The sequence below is a fragment of the Actinomyces slackii genome, assembly GCF_900637295.1.
Taxonomy (GTDB): Bacteria; Actinomycetota; Actinomycetes; order Actinomycetales; family Actinomycetaceae; genus Actinomyces; species Actinomyces slackii.
Genome location: NZ_LR134363.1, coordinates 1462332 through 1485524, shown reverse-complemented (window position 1 = coordinate 1485524; position 23193 = coordinate 1462332). Strand labels below are relative to the sequence as shown.

Below are 23193 nucleotides of genomic sequence, written 5' to 3'. Positions count from 1 at the left end.
TCCCGCAGCGCCGGGTCAGCGGTCGCGGCGATAGCGCCTGCGGGTGGGCTCGGGGATATGGGCCGGCTCCGCGCCCTCCAGGTGCTGGCGGGCGAAGGCCAGCGCGCTGGCCAGGCCCTCGCGCCGCTGCTCCGGGTTCATGGAGCGGGTGGTCACCTCCACGACGACCTGGCCGCCGCCCTCCTCGAAGCCGGTGGAGGCCAGATGAGCCAGGACCCCGGCGCAGTCCTGGTTGCCCTGGCCGGGAAGGAGGTGGTCGTCCAGAGGGCCGGGCACGCCGTCGGTCAGGTGCAGGTGGCGCAGGGTGGGGCCCAGGGATCGCGCCATGGCCAGGGCGTCCGAGCCCGAGGTGGCGGCATGCGAGATGTCCAGGGTCACCGAGTGGTAGCCCTGGCCCACCGGGTCCCATGTGGGCGAGTAGGCCTGGAAGTCGCGGGTGGAATGGGCTGAGCGCGGCCGCCAGGTGAACATGTTCTCCACCGCCAGGTGCACCCCGGTGGTGGCCTCGCGCCGGGCCACCCCGGCCACGAAGGAGCGCGCGTAGCGGGTCTGCCAGAAGAAGGGCGGGTGGAGGACCACGGTGGGCGCCCCCAGGTAGTGGGCGAGCTCGATCGTGCGGTCGATCTTGTCCCAGGGGTCGGAGCCGAAGACCCCCCGCGTCACCAGGAGGGTGGGGGCGTGGACCGCCAGGACGGGCTGATCGTGCTCCTGGGACAGGGCGGCCAGGCGGACCGCGTCCTGGGAGGCCTTCTCGCCCCAGACCATGACCTCCACGCCGTCATAGCCCAGGGACTGCGCCATGGCGAAGGCGTCGGCCACCCCTCCGGGGTAGACGGAGCCGGCGGACAGGCCCACGGGGATCGCCATGATCAGTCCTCGTCCCGAGCCTTGGCCCCCGAGCCGGAGTCATCGGGGCGGGGCCGCAGGAAGGGGTCGTAGTCCTCGGGCACCCGGGCGGGCTGCGTCTCAGGGGTGTCAGGGCCCTGGGGATGCTCGGCCTGCGGGGACTCCGGCAGGGGCGCGACGTCCTGGCCGTCACCGGCCTCGGCCACCACCTGGCCGTAGCCGGAGGGATCCGCCACCGGGGTGACGCGCACGCCGAAGCGGGGCTGCTCATCGGGGCGCGAGCCGAAGGCCGTGGGGCCATCCGAGGACGCCTGACGGGCTCGGCGCCGCTCCTCGGCGCGTCGGGCGGACTCCCCGCCCCGGGTGAGGTTCCCGGGCACCCGGGCCAGGGCCAGGGCTCCCTCGCGGGCGTCCTGGGAGGCGATGATGGAGTAGCGCGAGGCGATGACCTGGCTGATGGAGGTGAAGTCGCGCCGCCCCCGGGTCAGGGCGTAGCCCACCACCTGGAAGATGATGCCCCACAGCACGCCCAGCAGGACGCAGGCCACCAGGGGAACGCTCGTGGGGGCCGACTGGCCGAACATGGCCATCATGGCCGCGAAGAAGATCCCGATCCACAGGCCGGATCCCGCCCCCGAGGCCACCGCCCGACCCCAGCTCATGCGCCCGGTGATCCGCTCGACCTGACGCAGATCGGTGCCGACGATGGTGAGGTACTGGACCGGAAAGCCCTCATCGGACAGCGCGTCCACGGCGTGCTGGGCCTCGGCGTAGGTCGCGAAGGAGGCGATCTCCTCGCCGCGCGGCATGGTGACATGGCGGGAGGATCCCAGTGCGGGGCTCGGCGTCAGATTGGCGGTCATGGGGGAATCGTCGCACGCGCAGGCGCGCGCGGGAACCAGATCGGAGCGGCCTTCACGCCCAGGGCGCATAGTCTTGGCTTGTGGAGAACACCAGGACGCGCACGACAAGCAGGGTTTTTGTGGCCCGTCTCATCGGCACCTCCGTCTTCGACCCGCTGGGAGATGCCGTGGGCAAGGTCCACGACGTCGTCGTCCTGCTCCAGATGCGCGGGGAGCCGCGGGCGGTGGGATTCGTCATCGAGGTCTCCTCGCGGCGCCGCGTCTTCCTGCCCCTGTCACGGGTCACCGCGATCGAGCCGGGGGCGGTCATCACCACGGGCCTGGTCAACATCCGCCGCTTCAAGCAGCGCAATGTGGAGACCCTGGTGGTCGGCGAGCTGCTGGACCGGGTGGTCTCCCTCAAGGACGGCTCGGGCACCGTGACCGTGCGCGACGTGGCCATCGAGCGCGACCGGGGCATGGACTGGAAGGTCACCCGCCTGTTCGTCCAGCGAGGGTCGACCGGCCCCCTGGGCCTGCGCCGCGGGGAGACCTTCACGGTCAGCCCCGATGAGGTCACGGGGCTGGCCGGCAGCGTCGAGCAGCAGGGCGCCACCGCCCTGCTGGCCACCCTGGAGGACCTCAAGCCCGCCGACCTGGCCGATGTCCTGCGCGACCTGCCGCGCGACAGCCAGCTGCGCGTGGCCGGGGAGCTCAGCGATGAGCGCCTGGCCGACGCCCTGGAGGAGCTGGGCAATGAGGCGGCCGTGGCGATCCTCTCGCGCCTGGACGCCTCCCGGGCCGCCGACGTCCTGGATGTCATGCAGCCCGACGACGCCGCGGACCTGGTCAGCGGGCTCCCCCAGATCAAGGCCGCCGAGCTGCTGGGCCTCATGGAGCCCGAGGAGGCCGAGGACGTGCGCCGCCTCATGGCCTATGACGAGTACACGGCCGGTGGCCTCATGACCACCGAGCCGATCATCCTGCCCCCTGAGGCCACGGTCTCGACCTTCCTGGCCCATGCCCGCAAGGCGGAGATCCCCCCGTCGCTGGCCGCCATAGGATTCGTCTGCCGCCCGCCCCTGGAGACGCCCACCGGCAGGCTCGTGGGCGTGGTCCACCTCCAGCGCGCCCTGCGGGAGAGGCCCCAGCGGATGATGGGCTCCATCCTGGACACCCATATCGACTCCGTCCACGCCGAGGACTCCATCGGCACCGTGACCCGCCTCCTGGCGACCTACAACCTCACCGCCCTGCCCGTGGTCGACGACGCCGGCCGGCTGCTGGGCGCGGTGGGCGTCGACGACGTCCTGGACCACCTCATGCCCGATGACTGGCGCGAGGCCGACGAGGCGGTCACCGACGATGCGATCGAGAGGAGCGCCAATGCCTGATCAGCTCGACCAGCCGCTGCCGCACAACCGCTGGCGGTGGCTGCGCTGGACGCGGCCCTCGCGCGCCTCGCGCTCCGACACCTCGGGGCGCGTGGCCGAGGGCATCGCCCGCTTCTCGGGGACCCCGACCTTCCTCATCTGGCTGACGCTCTTCGTGACGGTGTGGATGGCCTGGAACTCCTGGGGCCCCGAGGCACTGCGCTTCGACCGGGCCAGCCTGGGCTTCACGGCGCTGACCCTCATGCTCTCCCTTCAGGCCTCCTACTCCGCTCCGCTGATCCTCCTGGCCCAGAACCGCCAGGATGACCGCGACCGCGTCACCGCAGAGCAGGACCGCCAGCGCGCCGAGCGCAACCTGGAGGACACCGAGTACCTGACCCGGGAGATCGCCTCGCTGCGCCTGGCCATGAACGATGTGGCCACCCGCGACTTCGTGCGCTCCGAGCTGCGGGACATGCTCTCGGAGATCCTGGCCGAGGAGCGGCGCACCCGCGAGGAGCTCGCCGAGTTCGCCGAGCCAGCCGAGGACGATGGCCAGGAGGAGAGGCACGAGGGCGGGCGCCAGGCCGGCCCTCCCCCTGTGGCCCGCCGGCAGGATCCTGATCGGCACTGATGCACTGATGGCCTCGGATAGGCGCTGACCTGCGCTCTGACGTGCTCTGACGTGCCTTGGGCCACGGCGAGTCCCCTGTGCGCGCCCGTAGGATGGGCCCATGCCACTACCCACTCGTGAAGCAGTCATGGAGGCGCTCAGTCGCGTCGATGACCCCGAGATCCGCCGTCCCATCACCGACCTGGGGATGGTCGACTCCATTGACATCGGCGAGGACGGCGCCGTGACGGTCGGCGTGCTGCTGACCGTGGCCGGCTGTCCGCTCAAGGACACCATCACCGCGGACACCCAGCGGGAGGTCGGGGCAGTGGAGGGCGTGACCTCGGTGTCAGTGACGCTGGGGGTGATGAGCGATGAGCAGCGCTCCGAGCTGCGCCGTCGGCTCCGGGGAGGGGCGGCCGAGCCGGTCATCCCCTTCACCCAGCCCGGGAGCCTGACCCGCGTCTACGCGGTGACCTCCGGCAAGGGAGGGGTGGGCAAGTCCTCGGTGACGGCCAACCTCGCCGCGGCCATGGCCGCTCAGGGCCTGAGCGTGGGCGTGGTCGACGCCGACATCTACGGCTTCTCCATCCCCCGCATGCTGGGGGTCGACCAGGTCCCCACCCAGCTCGACGGCATGATCGTGCCGCCGGTGGCCCATGGCATCAAGGTCATCTCCATCGGCATGTTCGTGGAGGACAAGCAGCCGGTGGTCTGGCGCGGGCCCATGCTGCACCGCGCCGTCCAGCAGTTCCTCACCGATGTCTTCTGGGGCGACCTCGACGTCCTGCTGCTGGATCTTCCCCCCGGAACCGGGGATGTCACCATCTCGGTGGCCCAGCTGCTGCCCAATGCGGAGATCCTGGTGGTCACCACCCCGCAGGCCGCGGCGGCCGAGGTCGCCGAGCGCACCGGGCTCATCGCCACCCAGACCAAGCAGCGGGTGGTGGGGGTCATCGAGAACATGTCCTACATGCCCCAGGCCGATGGCTCGCGGGTGGAGATCTTCGGCTCGGGGGGCGGCGCCAGCGTGGCGGGGTCCCTGAGCCAGACCCTGGGCTACGAGGTGCCGCTGCTGGCCGAGCTCCCCCTGGACATCCGCCTGCGCGAGGGCTCGGATAGCGGTGTGCCCGCCACCGTGGGCCAGGAGGGCAGGCCCTTGGCCGATGCGCCCGCCGCCCTGGTGCTGGTGGAGGTGGCCAAGCGCCTGACCCATCGCGCCCGGGGACTGTCAGGCCGCAATCTGGGAGTCACCCCCACGCGCTGAGCGGCGCGGCGCCCGCCCGCGCCCCGGAGCACCACCCCGTGATGCGCGTGGCGGAGGCTCGGTGGAGGCTCGGGCACCGGCTCGATCCGGCGGGAAGGTCCACAGGAATGTCCGCCGCAGCGGGGCCGTCGGGCTCAGTGGGCCTGGCTCATTGGGCTTGGCGGGTCCGGGCGGCGGCGTTGGCGGCCCGCACGATGTCGCGCGGTGAGACAGGGCGCGCAGCCGGGGCCGGGCCCTCGGCCTCGGCCAGGCTGACGGGCACGGTGGGCACGGTAGGCTCGGCGAGATCATCAGTAGACCCAGTGGGCTCGGCGGACTCAGTGGATTCTGCCGTTGTGCTCGCCGGGACCGGGGCCTGCGCGTCCGCGTCCGCCTCCTGGGCGTCCTCCGCCTCCGTGGGGCCCTGACCGTCCTGCCCGGCGTCGTCCTGCCCTGCCTCGGGGGCCGACTCCGCCGGTGCCGCGGGCTCGGCCTGCCCGGGCTCAGTGGCCCGCTCGGCACTTTCTGCGCTGTCGGCGCTGTCGGCGCGATCAGCCTGCCCGGGTTCGGCGGCCTGGGCGGTCTCCTCGGGCTCATCGCGCGCCGCGGTCTTGGCGGCAGCGGTCGTGGAGGCGGCCTTGGCCTCCTCCTTCTTCTCAGTGATGCGCTTGCTCAGGGAGTCGGCGCGCTCCTTGGAGACCGCCTCCTTGACAGCGCCGGCGGCGGCCTCGGAGGTCTCCTTGGCCGCGGCGGAGACCGAGCGGAAGGGGTGGGCCAGGTCCTCACGGATGGCGTCGAGGTCCTCCCCCAGGGCATCGCGCACGATCTTGCGCGGATCGTACTGGCGGGGGTCGAGGTCCGACAGGTCCAGATCGGCCAGCTCGGGGCCGACCTCCTCGGCGATCTGCGTGCGGGCATTGTCCAGGTAGACGCGCAACTGGCGCACGAGCTGGGTGAGCTTGCGCGTGTACTCCGGCAGGCGCTGAGGGCCCACCACGATCACCGCCACCAGAATGATGACGGCGAACTCTGCTCCTGAAATGCCGAACACGCCGCTCAGTATAGGGAGCCTCCCGGGCTGCGCCATGTTCCGGCGGCCCCGGCGGCGCAGGCAGCCCAGGCAGCCCAGGCGACCCCCGGAGGCCCCGACGCTTCTGCCGGGCGATCCGCGCCGGTTACCTGCTCGGGGTCGGTTTGCTGGAACAATGGCCCGCAGGGGCCGCGCCGGGCGGCCCCGAGCAGGGAAAGAGGCTCATGGTGAGTGCGGACAAGACGCTGAGCTGGTCCTACACGCAGGACTTCCTCGCGGAGGATGAGGCCACAGCCCAGGCCCGGATGCGCGGCCTGGAGCTCGGCATCATCCCGGTGTCCACGGGGACGGGGGCAGCGCTGCGCATGCTGGCGGGCTCCGTGGGCGCGAAGTCCGTGGCGGAGGTCGGCACCGGCACCGGTGTCTCCGGGCTGTGGCTGCTGGCGGGCATGGGGCCCGACGGCGTGCTGACCACCATCGACGTCGAGCCCGAGGTCCAGCGCGAGGCGCGTCACGCCTTCGACGCGGCCGGCTACCCCACCTCCCGCATCCGCATCATCCAGGGCCGGGCCTCCGATGTCATGCCCCGGATGGCGGCGCGCAGCTATGACATGGTGGTCCTGGATGTCGACCCCCAGGAGTCGGCCTACCTGGCTGGTGACGCGCTGCGGATGCTGCGCATCGGCGGGGTCCTGGCCGTGACCCGGGCGCTGTGGAACGACCATGTGGCCGACCCGGCCCGCAGGGATGCCGCCACCGTGGCGGCCCGCGAGCTGGGCAAGGCCATGCGCGACTCCGATGCGCTGCTGACCACGCTGCTGCCCGTCGGCGACGGCCTCCTGGTCGCGGTGCGCCAGGCCTGAGAGCGGGCGCACCAGAGGTCAGAAGGGGTCAGCAGAGGTCAGCACTTCAGACCGGCGGGCACAGGCTGGATGGGCGCGCCCGCATAGCGGAGGGCCGGGCCCATGGGCCCGGCCCTCCAACCGTGACAGGCTGTGCCGATCAGATCTTGGCGTTGGCCAAGGCCTCGCCGAGCTCCTTGACCTCATCAGCGGTGATCTCGAGGACAAGGCGGCCTCCGCCCTCCAGCGGCACCCTCATGATGATGGCGCGGCCTTCCTTGACGACCTCGAGAGGACCGTCGCCAGTCCGGGGCTTCATGGCAGCCATGTGCTCACCTTTCGTCAGTGCGACGCGGACTTATCGCCGCGAGACCTGCCACATTCTACGCCATGGGCGCACAGTTATCGGCAGATCTCCATCTCATGACGCGGCTCACGCCACGGCGATGCGCCTTGACACCTCCGCGCGCGGACTCGCGGGGTCCGCTCAGCCCTGGGAGGCCCGCCCCTCGCGGAGCCTGCGGGCCGCGGCGACCACGTAATCCACGGCCTCCTCGGCGCTGTCCACGACATGGACGAGATCGGGGTCCCCCGGGGAGATCATGCCCGCCTCGACCACGGTGGAGCGCAGCCAGTCCAGCAGTCCCGACCAGTAGCCGGAGTCGACCAGCACGATCGGGAAGGAGGAGATCTTCTGGGTCTGGACCAGGGTGAGGGACTCGAAGAGCTCATCGAGGGTGCCCATGCCTCCGGGCATGACCACGAAGCCGTCGGAGTACTTGACGAACATGGTCTTGCGGGCGAAGAAGTAGCGGAAGTTGATCCCCAGGTCCACGTACTCGTTCATGCCCTGCTCGTGGGGCAGCTCGATGCCCAGGCCCACGGAGACCCCGCCCGCCTCATGGCATCCCCTGTTGGCGGCCTCCATCATTCCCGGCCCTCCACCGGTGATGACGGCATAGCCGGAGCGGGCCAGCCCGGCACCGACCTCGCGGGCCACCGCGTAGGAGGGCGCCTCCGGCGCTGTGCGCGCCGAGCCGAAGACGCTGATGGCCGGGCCGAGCTCGGCCAGGGCGCCGAAGCCCTCGACGAACTCGGCCTGGATGCGCATGACGCGCCACGGATCGGAGTGGAGCCAGTCGGCCTCCTCAGAGGAGCTGAGCAGGCGCGCGTCGGTGGTCTGAGCGGGGATCTGGGTTCCGCGCAGAAGCACGGGGCCCTTGCGGTAGGTCTGGCGATCGGTCATGGGGCTCATGCTCCCCCATGTTCCTGAGCGGCGGGCGAACCGCCGCGCCCACTGAGCCCACTGAGCCCGCTGAGCTCACTGACCTCGCCGAGTCCACTGAGCCCGGCGCGCTCAGCGCACGTGGAGCTGTCGGGCCGCCTCGGAGACCGTGCCGGACACCGAGGGGTAGACGGAGAAGGCATTCATGACCTGCTCGACGCTCAGGCGCTGGGTCACCGCCAAGGTGATGGAGAAGATCTGCTCGCTGGCGGACTCGGCCACCACCACGCCTCCCAGCACCACGCCGCTGCGGCGCTCGGAGGTCAGCTTGACGAAGCCCTCGGTCACGCCCTGCATCTTGGCGCGCGGGTTGCGGAACAGGGGCACGGTGGTGGTCACCGCATCCAGTCCCACCGCCTCGGCCTGGGCCTGCCCCAGGCCCACCGAGGCGATCTCGGGCAGGGTGAAGACCGCCTGGGCCACGGTCTCGGTCTCCAGCGGGGCCACGGCGTCGCCCAGGGCATGGCGCATGGCGATCTGCCCCTGCATGGCCGCCACCGAGGCCAGCGGCAGCACGCCGGTGCAGTCCCCCGCGGCGTAGACGCGATAGGCGGTGGTGCGCGAGACGCGGTCGACGCGCACATGCCCGCTCTCGGTCAGCTCGACCCCGGCCTCCTCGAGTCCCAGGCCCGCGGTGGCCGGCACCGCCCCCACCGCCATGAGGCAATGGGAGCCGCGCACGGTGCGCCCGTCGCTCAGCACCACCTCCACGCCCTCATGGTCGGTGCCCTGGTCGATCAGGCGCGCCGCCACGGCCCTCGTGCCTCCCAGGACCTCCATGCCACGGCGCTGGAAGGCCGATTCGACCAGGACCGCGGCATCGGCATCCACGGTGGGCAGGACCCGGTCACGGCTGGAGACCAGGGTCACGCGGCTGCCTAGGGACAGATAGGCCCCGGCGAACTCCGCCCCGGTGACGCCCGAGCCCACGACGATGAGGTGCTCGGGCGCCTGGTTGAGGTCGTAGAGCTGGGTCCAGGTCAGGATGCGCCGCCCGTCCGGGGCGGCGTCGGCCAGGGTGCGGGGGCGCGCCCCGGTGGCCAGCAGGACGACGTCGGCCTTGAGCTCCATCTCGCGATCCCCGGCGGCCCCGGGGATGTGGATGGTGCGCTCCCCGTTGGCATCCAGTCCGCCCAGGGCGGCGCGCCCGTAGACCACCTCGATGCCCTTGTGGAGCATGCGCGCGGTCAGGTCGTGGGACTGCTCGGCGGCCAGGGCGCGCACCCGCGCGTTGACCGTGCCCAGATTGACGCGCACCGCCTGCTCCCCCTGCCCCACGGTGATGCCCAGGCTGTGGGCCTGCTCGGTGGTGACCAGCCACTCGGCGGTGGCGATGAGGGTCTTGGAGGGGACGACGTCGGTCAGCACGGCGGAGCCTCCCAGGCCCCGGGCCTCGACGAGCTGGACCTGGGCGCCGAGCTGGGCCGCCACCAGGGCGGCCTCGTAGCCCCCGGGGCCGCCGCCGATGATGACCACGCGCAGGCCACGGCGCACGGGCGAGGCGTCGGTGGGCAGGACCGGGGTGCTGGGCGCTGAGGAGAAGGCGTCATTGCTCTGGCTCATGGTGACAGTGTGACGCATCAGCCAGGAGGTGCTGCGCGTCGAGACGCGCCCTGTGTCTGGGAACACCCGTGAGTGCTGTCATGGTACGGACGATCAGCGCGCCGGCCGCGGTAGCGTCTCGGGCATGACCCTGTCTCCGGCGCAGACTCTCGACCAGGCTGTCTCCTCCTGGATCACCCACGACCCCGACCCGGTCACCCGCGAGGAGCTCTCCGGCCTCCTCCAGGCTCATCTCACCGGCGAGGCCGGGGCCACGGCGGCCCTGAGCGAGGCCTTCGCCGCCCCCCTGGCCTTCGGCACCGCCGGACTGCGCGGGCGCCTGGGCGGAGGGCCCGGGCGGATGAACCGGGCGGTGGTCATCCGCGCCGCCGCGGGCCTGTCCGCCTTCCTGCGCGACCGGCTCGGCGAGGGCTTCACCGTGATCATCGGCTTCGATGCGCGCCATGGCTCGGCGCAGTTCGCCCGGGACACGGCCAGCGTGGTCACCGGGGCCGGCGGGCGGGCCCTGCTGTTCGACGAGCACTGCCCCACCCCGGTGCTCGCCTTCTCCCTGCGCCGCCTGGGCGCCGATGCGGCCATCATGGTCACCGCCTCCCACAACCCTCCCCAGGACAACGGCTACAAGGTCTACCTGGGCGGCCGTGCGGTGACGGACTGGGGGCAGGGCGCCCAGATCGTTCCCCCGTACGATGAGCAGATCGCCGCCGCCATCGCCGCCGCCGCCCCGGCCAACGAGATCCCCATGCCCCAGGACGGCTGGGAGGCCGTGGACCCCCGGGTGATCGAGGAGTACCTGGAGCGGGCCGTCAAGGCGGCTCACACGCAGGCCGCCGCGCCGCTTCGGATCGTGCTGACCGCGATGCACGGGGTGGGCGGAGCGCTGTGCCGCCAGGCCCTGGAGCATGCGGGATTCGATGACATCGTGGAGGTGGCCGAGCAGGTCGACCCGGACCCCGACTTCCCCACCGTCGACTTCCCCAACCCCGAGGAGCCCGGCGCCCTGGACCTGGCCCTTGCCCTGGCCCGGGAGCGGGACGCCGATCTCATCATCGCCAACGATCCTGATGCCGACCGCCTGGCGGTCGCGATCCCCGACCCCACGGCTCCCGGGGGGTGGCGGCAGCTGACCGGCGATGAGCTGGGCTCCCTGCTGGGCGAGCAGGCCGCGGAGCTGGCGGCCTTCGCCGGCACGGGGGTGCTGGCCAACTCGGTGGTCTCCTCCCGGCTGCTGCGCAGCATCGCCCGCGCCCACGGCCTGGGGCACCGCCAGACGCTGACGGGCTTCAAGTGGATCAGCCGGGTCCCGGACCTGGTCTTCGGCTATGAGGAGGCCCTGGGCTACTGCGTGGATCCCGGAGCGGTGCGGGACAAGGACGGGATCTCGGCCGCGGTGCGCACCGCGGTGCTGGTCTCAGTGCTCAAGCAGCAGGGTCGCAGCGCCGTCGACCTGCTCGACCGCCTGGCCCGCGATCACGGCCTGCACGCCACCAGCCCGCTGAGCATCCGGGTTGAGGACCTGGGCCTCATCACCACGATGATGGAGCGGCTTCGGGCCGGCGGGGCCCCGGCCCGGCTGGCGGACTCCCCCGTCACCGCACGCTTCGACCTGCTCGACGGCGCCCCCGACGGCATCGGCGGCCACCTTCCGCCCACTGATGGCCTGGTGTGGACCACGGCCGCCGATGACCGGGTGGTGATCCGCCCCTCGGGAACCGAGCCCAAGCTCAAGTGCTACTGCGAGGTGATCCTGGCCGTGGAGGGCCGCCCGATGGTCGAGGTCCGCGCCGAGGCCGAGCAGCGCCTGGAGGCCATCAAGGCGGACCTGCGCGGGGTCCTGGGCATCGGCTAGCCGAGGCTCCCGCGGCTCTCGCGACGGCGCCGCATCATCCGCGGGATGATGCCGTGGCGCGGCGAGCCCAGGTAGGCGGCGCCGAAGGCCAGGGACTGGCACACGATGATCCATCCCGCTGAGGAGGCATTGGTCCAGTAGGCGATGTAGAGGCCTATCACCGTGGAGCCGGTGGCGATGGCCGGAGCCACCAGGAGCATGGTCCCCATGCGGTCGGTCAGGAGGTGGGCGGTGGAGCCCGGGATGATGAGCATCGCCACCACGAGGATGACGCCGACCACCTGAAGGGCCACGATGGTGGTCAGGGCCAGGAGCACCAGCAGCAGGGCGTTGATGCGCGCCGGGCGCAGGCCGATGGCGTGGGCGTGGGTCCGGTCGAAGGCGAAGAGCGTCAGGTCCCGGCGCTTGGCCAGGAGCACGGCGGTCACGACGGCGGCCAGTGACAGCACCATGGCCCGGTCGACCGGGGAGATCCCCAGGACATTGCCGAAGATGATGGAGTTCAGGTCCGTGTTGGCGGGGTTGCGGGATTTGAGGATGAGCCCGGCGGCGAAGAAGGCGGTGAAGACCACGCCGATGGCGGCGTCGCCCTTGACCCGGCTGGTGTCGCGCACCACGCCGATGAGGGCCACCGAGGCCATGCCGAAGACCAGTGCCCCCAGTGTGAAGGGCAGGCCCAGCATGTGGGCCAGGACCACTCCTGGGAGCACCGCGTGGGAGATGGCGTCGCCCAGCAGGGACCAGCCGATGAGCACCAGCCAGCAGGACAGCAGGGCGCACACCAGGGAGGCCGCCGTGGCCACGAGGAAGGCGTTGGTCATGAAGCCGTAGGAGAAGGGCTCGGTGAGAACGGTGATGACGGCGCTCATCGCAGCATCCCCTCCCCCGCGGCGGCCTCGGCGCCGAAGGCGTGGGCGATGGCCTGAGGGGTCAGGACCTGCTCGATGGGCCCGGCGGCCAGGACCCGCCCGGCCAGCAGGACGGCGTCGTCGGCCAGTTCCCTCAGCGAGCCCAGGTCATGGGTGGAGACCAGGACGGCGCAGCCCTCGGCGGCCAGCTCGCGCAGCAGGCCGACGATGGCGGCCTCGCTGACGCGGTCCACGCCGGCGAAGGGCTCGTCGAGCAGAAGGAGGCGGGCGCCCTGGGCGATGGCCCGGGCCACGAAGACGCGCTTGCGCTGGCCCCCGGACAGCTCGCCGATCTGCCGTCGGGACAGGCCGTCGATGCCCGTGCGCTCCATGGCCGCCTCCACGGCTTGCCGGTCTGCGCGCGAAGGTCGGCGCAGCGGGCCCATATGCCCGTAGCGGCCGGTGGTGACGACCTCGCCCACGCTGATGGGGAAGTCGCGATCGACGGCGTCCTCCTGGGGGACGTAGCCCACGACGCCCCGGCGCCGGGCGATGGCGCCGGGGGTCCCGTCGATGATGATGGTGCCGGCCTCGGGGGCGACCAGGCCCATCACCGCGTTGAACAGGGTGGACTTGCCCGATCCGTTGGCTCCGACCAGCCCGCAGATGCGGCCGGGCAGGACCTCGAGACTGGCGTCATCGAGGGCCAGGAGCGGGCCGTAGCGCACGCTCAGCCCGCGCACCTCGAGCATCGGGGGCTCCTGGCCGGCAGGGAGTTGACGGCTTGTCACTGCTGCTTCCCGCCTGTCAGGCCCTGCGCGATGACGGCGGCATCGTGGCGGATGAGGGCCAGGTAGCTGGGGGCCTCGCCCTGGGCGTCGGTCAGGGAGTCGACGTAGAGGGTGCCGCCGAAGGTGGCGCCGGTCTCGGAGACGACCTGGCGCATGGCCTTGTCATTGACGGTGGACTCGCAGAAGACGGCGGGCACGGAGCGGGAGCGCACGAGGTTGACGGTGTCGGCGATCTGCTGGGGAGTGCCCTCGTTCTCGGCGTTGACGGGCCACAGGTAGCCCTCCTCCAGGCCGGCGTCGGCGGCCAGGTAGGAGAAGGCGCCCTCGCAGGTGACCAGGACGCGCTGATCGGCGGGCAGCGGGGCGATGGCGGCGACCAGCTCGTCCTTGACCGCCTGGAGATCGGCCTTGTAGGCGACTGCGTTGGCCTGGAAGTCCGCGGCGTGGTCGGGATCGAGCTCGGCGAAGGCCGTGGCCATGGTGTCGACGTAGGACTGGGCGTGCGTGGGGCTCATCCAGGCGTGCGGGTTGGGCTGGCCGGCATAGGACTCCGAGGCGATCTCGATGGGGGTGATGCCCTGGCTCAGGGTTACCGAGGGGGCGTCGCTGCCCGCGGTGAACTGCTCGAACCAGCGCTCCAGGCCAAGGCCGTTGGCCAGGATGAGGTCGGCTCCGGCGGCCGCCTTGATGTCATCGGGGGTGGGCTCGTAGTCGTGGATCTCGGCTCCGGGCTTGGTGATGGAGCGGATCTCCAGGTGGTCTCCCGCGACCTGGCGGGCCATGTCGGCGATGACGGTGAAGGTGGTCAGCACCACCGGCTTGCCCGAGCCCTGGGTGGCTGCCGGGCTGCAGGCGGGAAGGAGCAGGAGGGTCAGGATGGTCGCCAGGGCTGCGATGACCCGGCGTCGCGAAGAAGGGAAGATGGACATGCCCCCATCATAGTTTCGGGCACCCGAAACCATGCAACTCGAGCAGCGCCCACCTCATGCGCCGCCCCCACGCCAGGTGCCCGCCCCGCGCACCGCCCCCACTCGCCGAGGTAGACATTGTCCGCCGAGGTAGACGTCGAGTGCGTCTACCTCGGCGGACAATGTCTACCTCGGCGTGAAGGATTGGAGGGGTCAGTCCTCCAGGCCGGCGAGGACGGCGGCGGATGCGGACAAACCCAGCCTGCTGGCTCCGGCCTCGACCATGGCGAGGGCGTCCTGCGCGGTGCGGATGCCGCCGGAGGCCTTGACGCCCAGGCGGTCGCCGACGGTGGCGCGCATGAGGGCGACGGCGTGCGTGGAGGCGCCGCCTGCGGGGTGGAACCCGGTGGAGGTCTTGACGTAGTCGGCTCCGGCGGCCTCGGCGGCGCGGCAGCAGGCCACGATCTCCTCATCGTCCAGGGCCGCCGACTCGATGATGACCTTGAGCAGAGCCTGGCCGCAGGCCTCCTTGACGGCGCGGATCTCGGCCTGGACGCCGTCGACATCGCTGAAGTTGCCCTCCTTGACCAGGCGGAGGTTGACGACCATATCCACCTCCTGGGCGCCCTTGGCCACGGCCTCACCGGCCTCGGCGGCCTTGACCGCGCTGGAGTGCGCCCCGGAGGGGAAGCCGCAGACGGTGGCGAGGTGAAGGCCCTGGGGAACCTGGAGGGGCAGCTGGTTCGGGGAGACGCAGATGCTGTAGGTGCCGAGCTCGGCGGCCTCGGCGACGAGCTCGGCGACGCGGCCGGCGGTGGCCTCGGGCGCGAGCAGGGTGTGGTCGATCATGGCGGCGATCTGGGCGCGGGCTGGCGTCATGGGAGTCCTTCCTGTGCTGCGCCGGGCGGCGCGGGGGCCGCGGGCGCGATGGTGGCCAGAATACGGGGCCAGCCGCCGAGCTCGCGGGGCCCTGGACGGCGGGGGTCGCGCGCCGCCGCCAGGTCCACGGCCCGCACGGCCCCGGTGCCGGGCTCGTAGAGGTGGAGTCGCGCGGGTCCGGGATCCTCCTGGCCGATCAGCCTCCAGGGCAGGGCCAGGACGTAGTGGCGGGGAATGGCCGGGGGCAGCAGGAGGGCGGGCCCGGTGGGCTGGTCTGCGCGCCGCGCCCGCAGGCCCAGGCCGGGGTCCCCTCCGGTCAGGAGCAGGACCGGCGCCCCGGTGGCCGCATGGTCGCGCATCTGCTCGACGACGCCGCCCCATCCTCGGCGCCGATCCGCCACCCAGCGCACGCGGTAGGCCGCACCGGTCAGGGCGCTCATCTGGGCGGCGAGTGCCCAGGGCGTGGAGCCCAGGGCCCCGGGCCAGGGCGCGATGCGCAGGCCGCGACGGTTCATCATGGATTGGAGCCGCTTCTGGCGCCGGCGCAGGGCCTCCATGAGCTGGGCACCGCGGGCCTTCTGGGGGCCCGGGCCGGGCCCCGCCGCGAGATCGGCCTCCAGGCCGGTCGCAAGATTGGCGTCGAGCGTGGTCTCAAGGTCGGCGGCCAGGTCGGCGGCCTCGGCGGGGTCGAGCAGGAGCCGGGCGGCCAGCACGCAGGCGGCGCCGCAGGTGGTGGTGTCGGCCTGCGTGAGGGTCACGGCGTCACCGCCGCGCCTGAAGCGCCCGACCCGCAGCCGGTAGTTGACGACCGTGGCGCGAAGGCCCATGGGAGAGTCCCTGTCCGTCTGCGTCCGTCCCTGTCCGTCCATTCGATCCTCGACGGCTCAGGCGCCGATGCGCTCCAGGACGATCCCGGCCTGGCGGCGGGCGCGCGCCTGGGCCGCCTGCGGGGAGTCCGGCTCACTGATGACGATGCCCCCGGCCAGGGCCTGGCGCGCGCTCGAAGCGCTCGGGGCTGGCGGTGTGCAGCGTGAGCAGCGCCTGCCCGGCCCTCACCGCGTCCCCGGGCTTGGCGTGCATCTGCACGCCCGCCACGGCCTGGACCGGGTCCTCCTTGCGGGCTCGGCCCGCCCCCAGGCGCCAGGCGGCCACCCCCACGGCCAGGGCGTCCAGGGCGGTCAGCACGCCGTCGGCCGGCGCGGTGATGACCTCGGTGTGCGGGGCCACGGGCAGGGGCGCGTCGGGGTCGCCGTCCTGGCGGCGGATCATCTCGCGCCAGCGGTCCATGGCCCGCCCGTCGGCCAGGGCGGCGCGCAGCTCGTCCTCGCCGATGGGCCGGCCCGAGGCGTCGAGCATCTCGGCGGCCAGGGCGATGGTGAGCTCGACGACGTCCCGGGGGCCCGCGCCGGCCAGGACCTCCAGGGACTCGGCGACCTCCAGGGCGTTGCCGGCGCTCAGGCCAAGGGGGGTGGACATGTCGGTCAGCAGGGCGCGGGTGGTCACGCCGGCGTCCTGCCCCAGTTCCACCATGGTGGTGGCCAGCTCACGGGCCTGGTCCATCTCCTTCATGAAGGCCCCCGAGCCCACCTTGACGTCCAGGACCAGGGCGCCGGTGCCCTCGGCGATCTTCTTGGACATGATGGATGAGGCGATGAGCGGCACGCAGGAGACGGTGGCGGTGGTGTCCCGCAGGGCGTAGAGACGGCGGTCGGCCGGGGCCAGGCCGGAGCCGGCGGCGCAGATGACGGCGCCGGGGCCGTCGGCCCGGAGCATGGCGGTGATCTCCTCATTGGACAGCGCCGCGCGCCATCCGGAGATGGCCTCGAGCTTGTCCAGGGTGCCGCCGGTGTGGCCCAGGCCCCGGCCCGAGAGCTGGGGGACGGCCACGCCGAAGACCGCCACCAGGGGCGCCAGGGGGAGGGTGATCTTGTCCCCCACCCCGCCGGTGGAGTGCTTGTCCGCGGTGGGCCGGCCCAGGGCGGTGAAGTCCATGCGCTCCCCGGTCTCGATCATGGCCCGCGTCCAGCGGGCGATCTCGGCGCGGTCCATGCCGCGCAGGTAGATGGCCATGGCCAGGGCGCTCATCTGCTCCTCGGCCACGGCGCCGCGGGTGTAGGCGTCGATGACCCAGTCGATCTGATCGTCGGCCAGGCGCTGCCCGTCGCGCTTGGCGGCGATGATGTCGACGGCGTCGAAGGGCTCGAAGGCCGCGCTGGGGGTCTGGGTCCTGTGGGCGCTCATGGCTGACCTCCTGTCTGGGCGGGTGGGGTGGGCCGGTGGGCCCGCCTATGGGGCGCCCGCGTCCTGGGGCGCGATAACGGCCTCGATGTCCGCGCTGGTGAAGCGGTCGGGCAGGACCTCATCGATGGTGGCGATCCCCGAGGGCATGGCCAGGAGCATGGCCGGGTCGGCGTGCTCGGACAATAGCTGGCGGCAGCGCCCGCAGGGGGCCAGGGCCGCGCCGTTGGCGTCCACGCAGGCGAAGGCGATCAGGCGCCCTCCCCCGGTGCGGATGAGCTCGGAGACGAGCCCGCACTCGGCGCACAGGGTCACCCCGTAGCCGGCGTTCTCCACATTGCAGCCCGAGACCAGGCGCCCGTCGTCGACCAGGGCGGCGGCCCCGACCTTGAAGCGGGAGTAGGGCGCGTAGGCCCGCTCCATGGCCTCGGTGGCCAGCTCGCGCAGGCGCTGCCAGCAGGCGGCGTCGATGCTCTCAGGCATGGGGCGGCTCACGGGTAGGGCACCCCCTCGGCGGCGGGGGCGCGCACCTTGCCCACGAATCCGGCCACGGCCAGGATGGTGACCACGTAGGGGATCATGAGGATGATGTTGGCCGGCACGGGGCTGCCGATGACGGAGATGGTCTGGCCCACGGCCGTGGCGAAGCCGAAGAGCAGGGAGGCGCCCAGGGCCCCCAGGGGCCGCCAGCCGCCCAGGATCATGGCGGCCAGGGCGATGTAGCCGTTGCCGGCGGCCATGTCCTTGGTGAAGGCCAGTCCCGATCCCAGGGTGAAGAAGGCCCCGCCCAGTCCTGCCAGGGCACCGCCCAGGACCAGGTTGTTGACGCGGGTGCGCATGACGTTGATGCCCACGGTGTCGGCGGCCTTGGGGTGCTCGCCGCAGGCCCGCATGCGCAGGCCCCAGCGGGAGCGGAAGAGCATGACCGACAGCACGGCCACGGCGAGGTACATGAGGTAGACCAGGATGGTCTGCTTGAACATGACCGGCCCGATGACCGGGATCTGGGCCAGGACGGGGATGGGCAGGGCGGGCAGGCGCATGGCGGCGTTGAGGCCGGCGGGGTTGTGGGCCAGGACGGTGGAGAACAGGAAGCTGGTCAGGCCCAGCACCAGGACGTTGAGGACGACGCCCACGACGATCTGGTGGACCCGGTGCTTGAGGCCGAACAGGGCCAGCAGGAGGGCCACGAGGATGCCGGCCAGGGGCGCGGCGATCAGTCCCACCCAGGGGCTGGAGGCCATGGAGGCGACGACGGCGCCCAGGAAGGCCCCGCCCAGGAGCTGGCCCTCGATGGCGATGTTGATGGTGCCCGAGCGCTCGCCGATGAGCCCGGCCAGGGAGCCGAAGACCAGGGGGACGCTCAGGGCCAGGGCCGAGGACAGGATGGTCACCAGGGGGATGACGGAGTCGCGGCCGGCCCCCACCCAGGTCAGGAAGGACAGGGCGAAGGCGGCGCCCAGAATGGCCTTGACGCCGATCCCGATGGCGGCGCGGGCCCTGGCCCGGTGCAGGGCCCAGGCCGCCGCCCCGGCGCTGAGGGCCGCCAGGACGCCGATGACGGCGGCGGCGGGCAGGTGCAGGACGGGCAGGGCGAGGAAGTCTGCCGAGGTTGCCAGCTGGAACCTGGTCTCCCCGCGGGCGGCCAGGGCCATGCCCAACTGGAGGAGGGCGGCGACGGCGCCGATGATGGGGATCTTCAGGGCCAGCGGCGCCAGGGCGGCGGGCGCTGCCGCCAGGGCCTGGAGCTCGGGCGCGTGACCGGCAGTGCCAGCAGTGCCAGCAGTGCCAGCAGTTCCAGCAGAGCCGGCGGGACCGGCGCCGCCGCCCTGGGAGGCGGTCTGCTCCGAGGCGGGAGCTTCTGGAGAGGATGGTGATGGGGCGGTCATCTCTCAGGCCTCCTGGGCGGTTGCCGGGGCGGGGCTGCGGCGGGCGCGCATCCATGATCCCTGGGCGGGCAGGCGGTAGATGGCGCGCACCAGCGGGGGTGCGGCGATGAAGAGCACGATGGTGGACTGGAGCACCAGGACGATGTCGATGGGGGTTCCGGTGGCCGCCTGCATGGTGGTGCCGCCGGCGCTCAGGGCGCCGAAGAGCAGCCCGGCCAGGACGGTGCCCAGGGGCGTGGAGCGCCCCAGGAGGGCCACGGTGATGGCGTCGAATCCGATGGTCCCGGCCACGGACAGGCCCAGGTACTTCTGGGTGCCCAGCAGCGGGGCGGTGGCCGCCAGCCCGCACAGGGCGCCGGAGACCATCATGACCAGGACGGTCACGCGGGGCACGTCCATGCCGGCGGTGCGGGCGGCGGCGGGGTTGAGCCCGGTGGCGCGGAACTGGAAGCCGATGGCGGAGCGCTCCATGAGCCACCACACCCCCACCGCCGCGGCCAGGGCCACGAGGAACCCGGCGTGGAGGCGGAAGGCCGATCCGGCCAGCAGCGGGTAGTGGGCGGCCTCGGAGAGGTAGAGGGACTTGGGGTTGGCGTTGCCCTCGCCGATGAAGGCGTCCAGGGTGAGGATCTGGGCGAGCAGGTAGCCGGCCACGGAGTTGAGCATGATGGTGACGATCACCTCGCTGGCCCCGGTGCGTGCGCGCAGGACTCCGGCGATCCCGCCCCAGATCAGGCCGCCCAGGGCCGCCCCGATCATGGCCGCCAGCAGGTGGAGGCCCACCGGCAGGTCCCAGATGATGCCCACGTAGGCGCCGGTGATGGCGCCCACGATGATCTGCCCCTGGCCTCCGATGTTGAACAGCCCGGCCCTGAAGGCCACGGACATGCCCAGGCCCGCCAGGATGAGGGGGGTGGCGTTGGTCAGGGTCTCGGTGAGGGGGCGGATCATGCGGGTGGCGGAGGCGGCCCGCCAGTCGATGAGGGAGCCGCGCAGCAGGGAGGTGTAGGCCTCGGCCAGGGCGGTGCCCGAGGCGCTGAGCATGTCGGTGGGCCGGGCCAGGAAGTAGCCGGCGGTGGTGCGCACCTGGTCGTCGGCGATGAGGATGAGCAGGGATCCCACGATCATGGCGGTGACCACGGCCAGGACGCCGATGAGGGCGGAGGACTCGGCGATCTGGCGCAGCAGCGGCGGCTGGGCCTGTCCCTGGGCCTCGGGGGCGTCCTGGGGGGTGGTCGGGGCCTCCTCCTGGGGCGAGGGGCTGGGCGGCGGGGACTGGCTCATCGCTCCTCCTGGGGCTCGGGGCTGGCGGCGCCGCTGCGGGACTCCTGGGCCTGGTGGTGGGCCTGGTCGGCGGGGATGCCGGCCATCATGAGGCCCAGGACGTCGCGCGGGGTGTCGGGCTCGACGATGCCGACAATGCGGCCCCGGTACATGACGGCGATGCGGTCGGCCAGGGCGTAGACCTCGTCGAGCTCCGAGGAGATGATGACCACGGCGGTGCCGGTGTCGCGCTCGGCGACGATGCGCTGGTGGACGAACTCGATGGAGCCCACGTCCAGGCCGCGGGTGGGCTGGGAGGCCACCAGGGCGGTCAGGGGGCGGGAGAGCTCGCGGGCCAGGATGGCCTTCTGCTGGTTGCCCCCGGACAGGGTGGAGATGGGGTCGGCGACGTCGGTGACGCGGACGTCGAACTCCTGGCGCAGGGCCTGGGCGTTGTCGCGCACCCTACGGGGGGACAGCCAGGGCCCGGCGCCGAAGGCGGGGTCGTCGTAGCGGTCCAGGATCATGTTCTCGGCCACGGAGAACTCCGCGACCATGCCGTCCTCGGATCGGTCCTCGGGGACGAATCCCAGCCCGTCGCGCAGGCGGCGGTGGACGTCGTGACCGGTGACGTCCTGGCCGCCGAAGGCGATGCTCCCCGTCGAGGGGGTGCGCAGGCCCAGGATGACCTCGGCCAGCTCGGACTGGCCGTTGCCCTGGACGCCGGCGATGGCCAGGATCTCCCCGTTGCGCACGTGGAGGTCGACGTCGTCGAGCAGGAGGGTGCCTTCCTCGGCCAGGGTGACGCCCTTGAGGGTCAGGCCCTCCTCGCCCGGCTCGGCGGGGGCCTTGTCCACGGTCAGGGAGACCTCGTGGCCCACCATGAGGCCGGCGAGCTCGCTGGCTGAGGCGGTGGGCTCGGCGCTGCCCACCACGCGGCCGCGACGGATGACGGTGATGGTGTCGGCGACCTCGCGGACCTCGCGGAGCTTGTGGGTGATGAAGACGATGGAGGTTCCCGAGGCGGCCAGGTCCCGCATGATGGCGATGAGCTCGTCGGTCTCCTGGGGGGTGAGCACAGCGGTGGGCTCATCGAGGATGAGGACGCTGGCCTGGCGGGACAGGGCCTTGATGATCTCCACGCGCTGCTGGACGCCCACGGGCAGGTCCTCGATGCGGGCGGCGGGGTCGACGTCGAATCCGAAGCGCTGGGAGATCTCGGTGACCTTGGCGGCGGCGGCCCGGGTGTCGATGATGCCGGCCGGGCCGGTGGGCTCGTAGCCCAGGGCCACGGATTCGGCGACGGTGAAGACCGGCACGAGCATGAAGTGCTGGTGGACCATGCCGATGCCCGCGGCGACGGCGTCGCCCGGCCCGGTGAAGGTGACGGGCTGGCCGTCGATGAGGATCTGCCCGCCGTCGGGCTGGTAGAGCCCGTAGAGGACGTTCATGAGGGTGGATTTGCCGGCGCCGTTCTCACCCAGCAGGGCGTGGATCTGCCCGGGCTCGACGCTCAGATCGATATGGTCATTGGCCACGAAGGATCCGAAGACCTTCGTGATCCCGCGCAGTTCGAGCTTCACTCAGGACTCGCTTCCGAAGCTGGGGTCTCAGATGCCATCAGGTGCAGGGGGATTCTATGCCAGGGGCGGCGACCCGCTGCGGGCCCGGGCCTGGTGGGCGCGGGCCCGCATGCGTGCGGGTCAGGAGGGGTCGTAGGGGGTGGTGACGTCGATGGAGCCGTCGATGATCTGCGTGCGCAGCTCCTCGACCCTGGTCTTGACCTCGGCGGGGACCTTGGAGTCCTGGTCGTGGAAGGGGGCCAGGGCGACGCCGCCGTTGTCCAGGGTGCCGATGTAGGGCTTGGAGGTGAAGCTCCCGGAGGAGGCCTCCTTGACGGTGTCGAAGACGGAGGCCCCGATCTCCTTGACCACGGAGGTCAGGATGAGCGGGCCGCCGTCGGTGGCCTCGAAGCCGTCGGAGTCGACCCACACCACGAGGTCGTCCCCGGAGGACTCCTTGACGACCGAGAGCGTGCCCAGGCCCACGGGTCCGGCGACGGGCATGATGACGTCGGCCCCCTGGGAGATGAACTGGTTGGTCAGGGACTGGCCCTTGGCGGTGTCGGAGAAGTTGCCGACGAAGGAGCCGCCCTTGGGGTTGTTGATGTCCCATCCCAGGACCTTGACCGAGGCGCCCTTGTCCTCGTTGTACTTGGCCACGCCCATGGCGAAGCCGTGCATGAAGATCTGGACGGTGGGGATGGGCTGGCCGCCGTAGGTGGCCACGGTCCCGGTCTTGGACATGGCGGCCGCGGCGTAGCCGGCCAGGTAGGCGGACTCGGCGGTGTTGAAGCGCAGGGGCTTGGCGTTGTCCAGGGAGAGCTCCTCGCCGCTGGTGTCGCGGAAGACGTCGTCGATGAGGGCGAACTCGATGTCGGGGTTGGCCTTGGCGGCGGTGGCCAGGTCGGTGGCGAGGTTGAAGCCGACGCCGAAGATGAGCTTGCAGTCCTGCTGGATGAGGGAGTCGATGTTGGTGGGGTAGTCGGCGGCGGACTCGGACTCCACGGTGATGGTCTTGACGCCCAGCTCGGCCTTGGCCTTGTCCAGGCCCTCCTTGCCGGACTGGTTGAAGGACTGGTCGTCGAAGCCGCCCTCGTCGGAGACCATGCAGGCGGTGAAGTCGGAGGCGCCTGCGGCACCGGAGCCCTGCTCGGGGGCGGCGCCGCAGGCGGCGAGGGTCAGGGCGAGGGCAGCGCTGAGCGCTAGGGCAGGACAGGCCTTCTTCATGGGGACCTCCAGGGTGGATCAGGATCCGCCGACCGTCGTGGGCGGCGTTGAGATCTCCATGGTACGACGCCGCCGTGACGGCGACTGCCAGGGACGACG

General features: G+C 72.1%; 21 protein-coding genes and 1 pseudogene. 5 read left to right on the top strand and 17 right to left on the bottom strand.

Going from position 1 to position 23193, the window contains the following annotated elements; all coding sequences use genetic code 11:
- Positions 1-15: 15 nt before the first annotated feature.
- Positions 16-867 (bottom strand): sugar phosphate isomerase/epimerase family protein, encoded by an 852-nt coding sequence (locus EL266_RS06205; protein ID WP_026426897.1) that lies wholly within the window; start codon positions 865-867, stop codon positions 16-18.
- Between the two features lie 2 nt (positions 868-869).
- The gene (locus EL266_RS06200) at positions 870-1709 is read right to left on the bottom strand and encodes a general stress protein (protein WP_034514858.1); all 840 of its coding nucleotides are present in this window, start codon (positions 1707-1709) and stop codon (positions 870-872) included.
- Positions 1710-1789: 80 nt separating this feature from the next.
- Here EL266_RS06200 and EL266_RS06195 point away from each other — a divergent pair, with 80 nt between their 5' ends.
- The 3 genes from EL266_RS06195 (at position 1790) to EL266_RS06185 (ending at position 4941) form a co-directional block, all read left to right on the top strand.
- Positions 1790-3082 (top strand): magnesium transporter MgtE N-terminal domain-containing protein, encoded by a 1293-nt coding sequence (locus EL266_RS06195; protein ID WP_026426896.1) that lies wholly within the window; start codon positions 1790-1792, stop codon positions 3080-3082.
- Positions 3075-3695 (top strand): DUF1003 domain-containing protein, encoded by a 621-nt coding sequence (locus tag EL266_RS06190; RefSeq protein WP_051281119.1) that lies wholly within the window; start codon positions 3075-3077, stop codon positions 3693-3695. Before EL266_RS06195 ends, EL266_RS06190 begins: the two co-directional genes overlap by 8 nt.
- 100 nt (positions 3696-3795) lie before the next feature.
- Complete coding sequence (locus EL266_RS06185; RefSeq protein WP_026426895.1) at positions 3796-4941, top strand: P-loop NTPase; 1146 nt, start codon at positions 3796-3798, stop codon at positions 4939-4941.
- Positions 4942-5089: 148 nt separating this feature from the next.
- Here the strand turns inward: EL266_RS06185 and EL266_RS06180 are convergent, their stop codons facing one another.
- Positions 5090-5971, bottom strand: a complete 882-nt coding sequence (locus EL266_RS06180) for a twin-arginine translocase TatA/TatE family subunit (protein WP_034514857.1) — start codon at positions 5969-5971, stop codon at positions 5090-5092.
- Positions 5972-6177: 206 nt separating this feature from the next.
- Here EL266_RS06180 and EL266_RS06175 point away from each other — a divergent pair, with 206 nt between their 5' ends.
- The gene (locus EL266_RS06175; protein ID WP_026426893.1) at positions 6178-6813 is read left to right on the top strand and encodes an O-methyltransferase; all 636 of its coding nucleotides are present in this window, start codon (positions 6178-6180) and stop codon (positions 6811-6813) included.
- 139 nt (positions 6814-6952) lie between these two features.
- Here the strand turns inward: EL266_RS06175 and EL266_RS06170 are convergent, their stop codons facing one another.
- From EL266_RS06170 to EL266_RS06160, 3 genes are all read right to left on the bottom strand, one after another.
- Positions 6953-7120 (bottom strand): DUF3117 domain-containing protein, encoded by a 168-nt coding sequence (locus EL266_RS06170; RefSeq protein WP_003782053.1) that lies wholly within the window; start codon positions 7118-7120, stop codon positions 6953-6955.
- A gap of 159 nt (positions 7121-7279) precedes the next feature.
- On the bottom strand, positions 7280-8038 hold the full coding sequence (locus EL266_RS06165; protein WP_026426892.1) for an LOG family protein: 759 nt from the start codon (positions 8036-8038) through the stop codon (positions 7280-7282).
- Between the two features lie 111 nt (positions 8039-8149).
- A complete protein-coding gene (locus tag EL266_RS06160) occupies positions 8150-9640 on the bottom strand; it encodes an NAD(P)H-quinone dehydrogenase (RefSeq protein WP_084500697.1) in 1491 nt (496 codons plus the stop codon).
- A 124-nt stretch (positions 9641-9764) separates the two neighbouring features.
- Between EL266_RS06160 and EL266_RS06155 the strand changes: the two genes are divergently transcribed.
- Positions 9765-11489, top strand: a complete 1725-nt coding sequence (locus EL266_RS06155; RefSeq protein ID WP_026426890.1) for a phospho-sugar mutase — start codon at positions 9765-9767, stop codon at positions 11487-11489.
- Here EL266_RS06155 and EL266_RS06150 read toward each other — a convergent pair.
- From EL266_RS06150 to EL266_RS06100, 11 genes and pseudogenes are all read right to left on the bottom strand, one after another.
- Positions 11486-12358 (bottom strand): metal ABC transporter permease, encoded by an 873-nt coding sequence (locus tag EL266_RS06150; protein WP_026426889.1) that lies wholly within the window; start codon positions 12356-12358, stop codon positions 11486-11488. The genes EL266_RS06155 and EL266_RS06150 overlap by 4 nt on opposite strands.
- Positions 12355-13089, bottom strand: coding sequence for a metal ABC transporter ATP-binding protein (locus tag EL266_RS06145; RefSeq protein WP_026426888.1), 735 nt, complete (start codon positions 13087-13089; stop codon positions 12355-12357). Before EL266_RS06145 ends, EL266_RS06150 begins: the two co-directional genes overlap by 4 nt.
- Before the next feature lie 35 nt (positions 13090-13124).
- The gene (locus tag EL266_RS06140; protein ID WP_026426887.1) at positions 13125-14057 is read right to left on the bottom strand and encodes a metal ABC transporter substrate-binding protein; all 933 of its coding nucleotides are present in this window, start codon (positions 14055-14057) and stop codon (positions 13125-13127) included.
- Positions 14058-14249: 192 nt separating this feature from the next.
- Complete coding sequence (gene deoC / locus EL266_RS06135) at positions 14250-14915, bottom strand: deoxyribose-phosphate aldolase (RefSeq protein ID WP_026426886.1); 666 nt, start codon at positions 14913-14915, stop codon at positions 14250-14252.
- Positions 14912-15742, bottom strand: a complete 831-nt coding sequence (locus EL266_RS06130) for a hypothetical protein (RefSeq protein WP_084500695.1) — start codon at positions 15740-15742, stop codon at positions 14912-14914. Before EL266_RS06130 ends, deoC begins: the two co-directional genes overlap by 4 nt.
- Before the next feature lie 57 nt (positions 15743-15799).
- A pseudogene (locus EL266_RS06125) lies at positions 15800-17156 on the bottom strand (thymidine phosphorylase).
- Between the two features lie 45 nt (positions 17157-17201).
- Positions 17202-17636 carry a cytidine deaminase gene (locus EL266_RS06120; protein ID WP_126412227.1) on the bottom strand — a complete coding sequence of 145 codons (435 nt, stop codon included), beginning with the start codon at positions 17634-17636 and terminating at the stop codon, positions 17202-17204.
- 8 nt (positions 17637-17644) lie between these two features.
- Complete coding sequence (locus tag EL266_RS06115; RefSeq protein ID WP_232012148.1) at positions 17645-18862, bottom strand: ABC transporter permease; 1218 nt, start codon at positions 18860-18862, stop codon at positions 17645-17647.
- Positions 18863-19045: 183 nt separating this feature from the next.
- Positions 19046-20326: an ABC transporter permease gene (locus tag EL266_RS06110; RefSeq protein ID WP_026426883.1), complete on the bottom strand. Its 1281-nt coding sequence runs from the start codon at positions 20324-20326 to the stop codon at positions 19046-19048.
- A complete protein-coding gene (locus EL266_RS06105; protein ID WP_026426882.1) occupies positions 20323-21888 on the bottom strand; it encodes an ABC transporter ATP-binding protein in 1566 nt (521 codons plus the stop codon). The genes EL266_RS06110 and EL266_RS06105 overlap by 4 nt, the downstream gene beginning before the upstream one ends.
- 120 nt (positions 21889-22008) lie before the next feature.
- Positions 22009-23094: a BMP family lipoprotein gene (locus EL266_RS06100; protein WP_026426881.1), complete on the bottom strand. Its 1086-nt coding sequence runs from the start codon at positions 23092-23094 to the stop codon at positions 22009-22011.
- Between the last annotated feature and the right edge of the window lie 99 nt (positions 23095-23193).

Coding starts and splice junctions, on each gene's coding strand:
- EL266_RS06200 (WP_034514858.1), bottom strand. CDS start 1,709: ATGACCGCCAATCTGACGCCGAGCCCCGCACTGGGATCCTCCCGCCAT.
- EL266_RS06165 (WP_026426892.1), bottom strand. CDS start 8,038: ATGACCGATCGCCAGACCTACCGCAAGGGCCCCGTGCTTCTGCGCGGA.
- EL266_RS06190 (WP_051281119.1), top strand. CDS start 3,075: ATGCCTGATCAGCTCGACCAGCCGCTGCCGCACAACCGCTGGCGGTGG.
- EL266_RS06160 (WP_084500697.1), bottom strand. CDS start 9,640: ATGAGCCAGAGCAATGACGCCTTCTCCTCAGCGCCCAGCACCCCGGTC.
- deoC (WP_026426886.1), bottom strand. CDS start 14,915: ATGACGCCAGCCCGCGCCCAGATCGCCGCCATGATCGACCACACCCTG.
- EL266_RS06130 (WP_084500695.1), bottom strand. CDS start 15,742: ATGGGCCTTCGCGCCACGGTCGTCAACTACCGGCTGCGGGTCGGGCGC.
- EL266_RS06150 (WP_026426889.1), bottom strand. CDS start 12,358: ATGAGCGCCGTCATCACCGTTCTCACCGAGCCCTTCTCCTACGGCTTC.
- EL266_RS06120 (WP_126412227.1), bottom strand. CDS start 17,636: ATGCCTGAGAGCATCGACGCCGCCTGCTGGCAGCGCCTGCGCGAGCTG.
- EL266_RS06145 (WP_026426888.1), bottom strand. CDS start 13,089: ATGCTCGAGGTGCGCGGGCTGAGCGTGCGCTACGGCCCGCTCCTGGCC.
- EL266_RS06205 (WP_026426897.1), bottom strand. CDS start 867: ATGGCGATCCCCGTGGGCCTGTCCGCCGGCTCCGTCTACCCCGGAGGG.
- EL266_RS06100 (WP_026426881.1), bottom strand. CDS start 23,094: ATGAAGAAGGCCTGTCCTGCCCTAGCGCTCAGCGCTGCCCTCGCCCTG.
- EL266_RS06140 (WP_026426887.1), bottom strand. CDS start 14,057: ATGTCCATCTTCCCTTCTTCGCGACGCCGGGTCATCGCAGCCCTGGCG.
- EL266_RS06110 (WP_026426883.1), bottom strand. CDS start 20,326: ATGAGCCAGTCCCCGCCGCCCAGCCCCTCGCCCCAGGAGGAGGCCCCG.
- EL266_RS06155 (WP_026426890.1), top strand. CDS start 9,765: ATGACCCTGTCTCCGGCGCAGACTCTCGACCAGGCTGTCTCCTCCTGG.
- EL266_RS06170 (WP_003782053.1), bottom strand. CDS start 7,120: ATGGCTGCCATGAAGCCCCGGACTGGCGACGGTCCTCTCGAGGTCGTC.
- EL266_RS06185 (WP_026426895.1), top strand. CDS start 3,796: ATGCCACTACCCACTCGTGAAGCAGTCATGGAGGCGCTCAGTCGCGTC.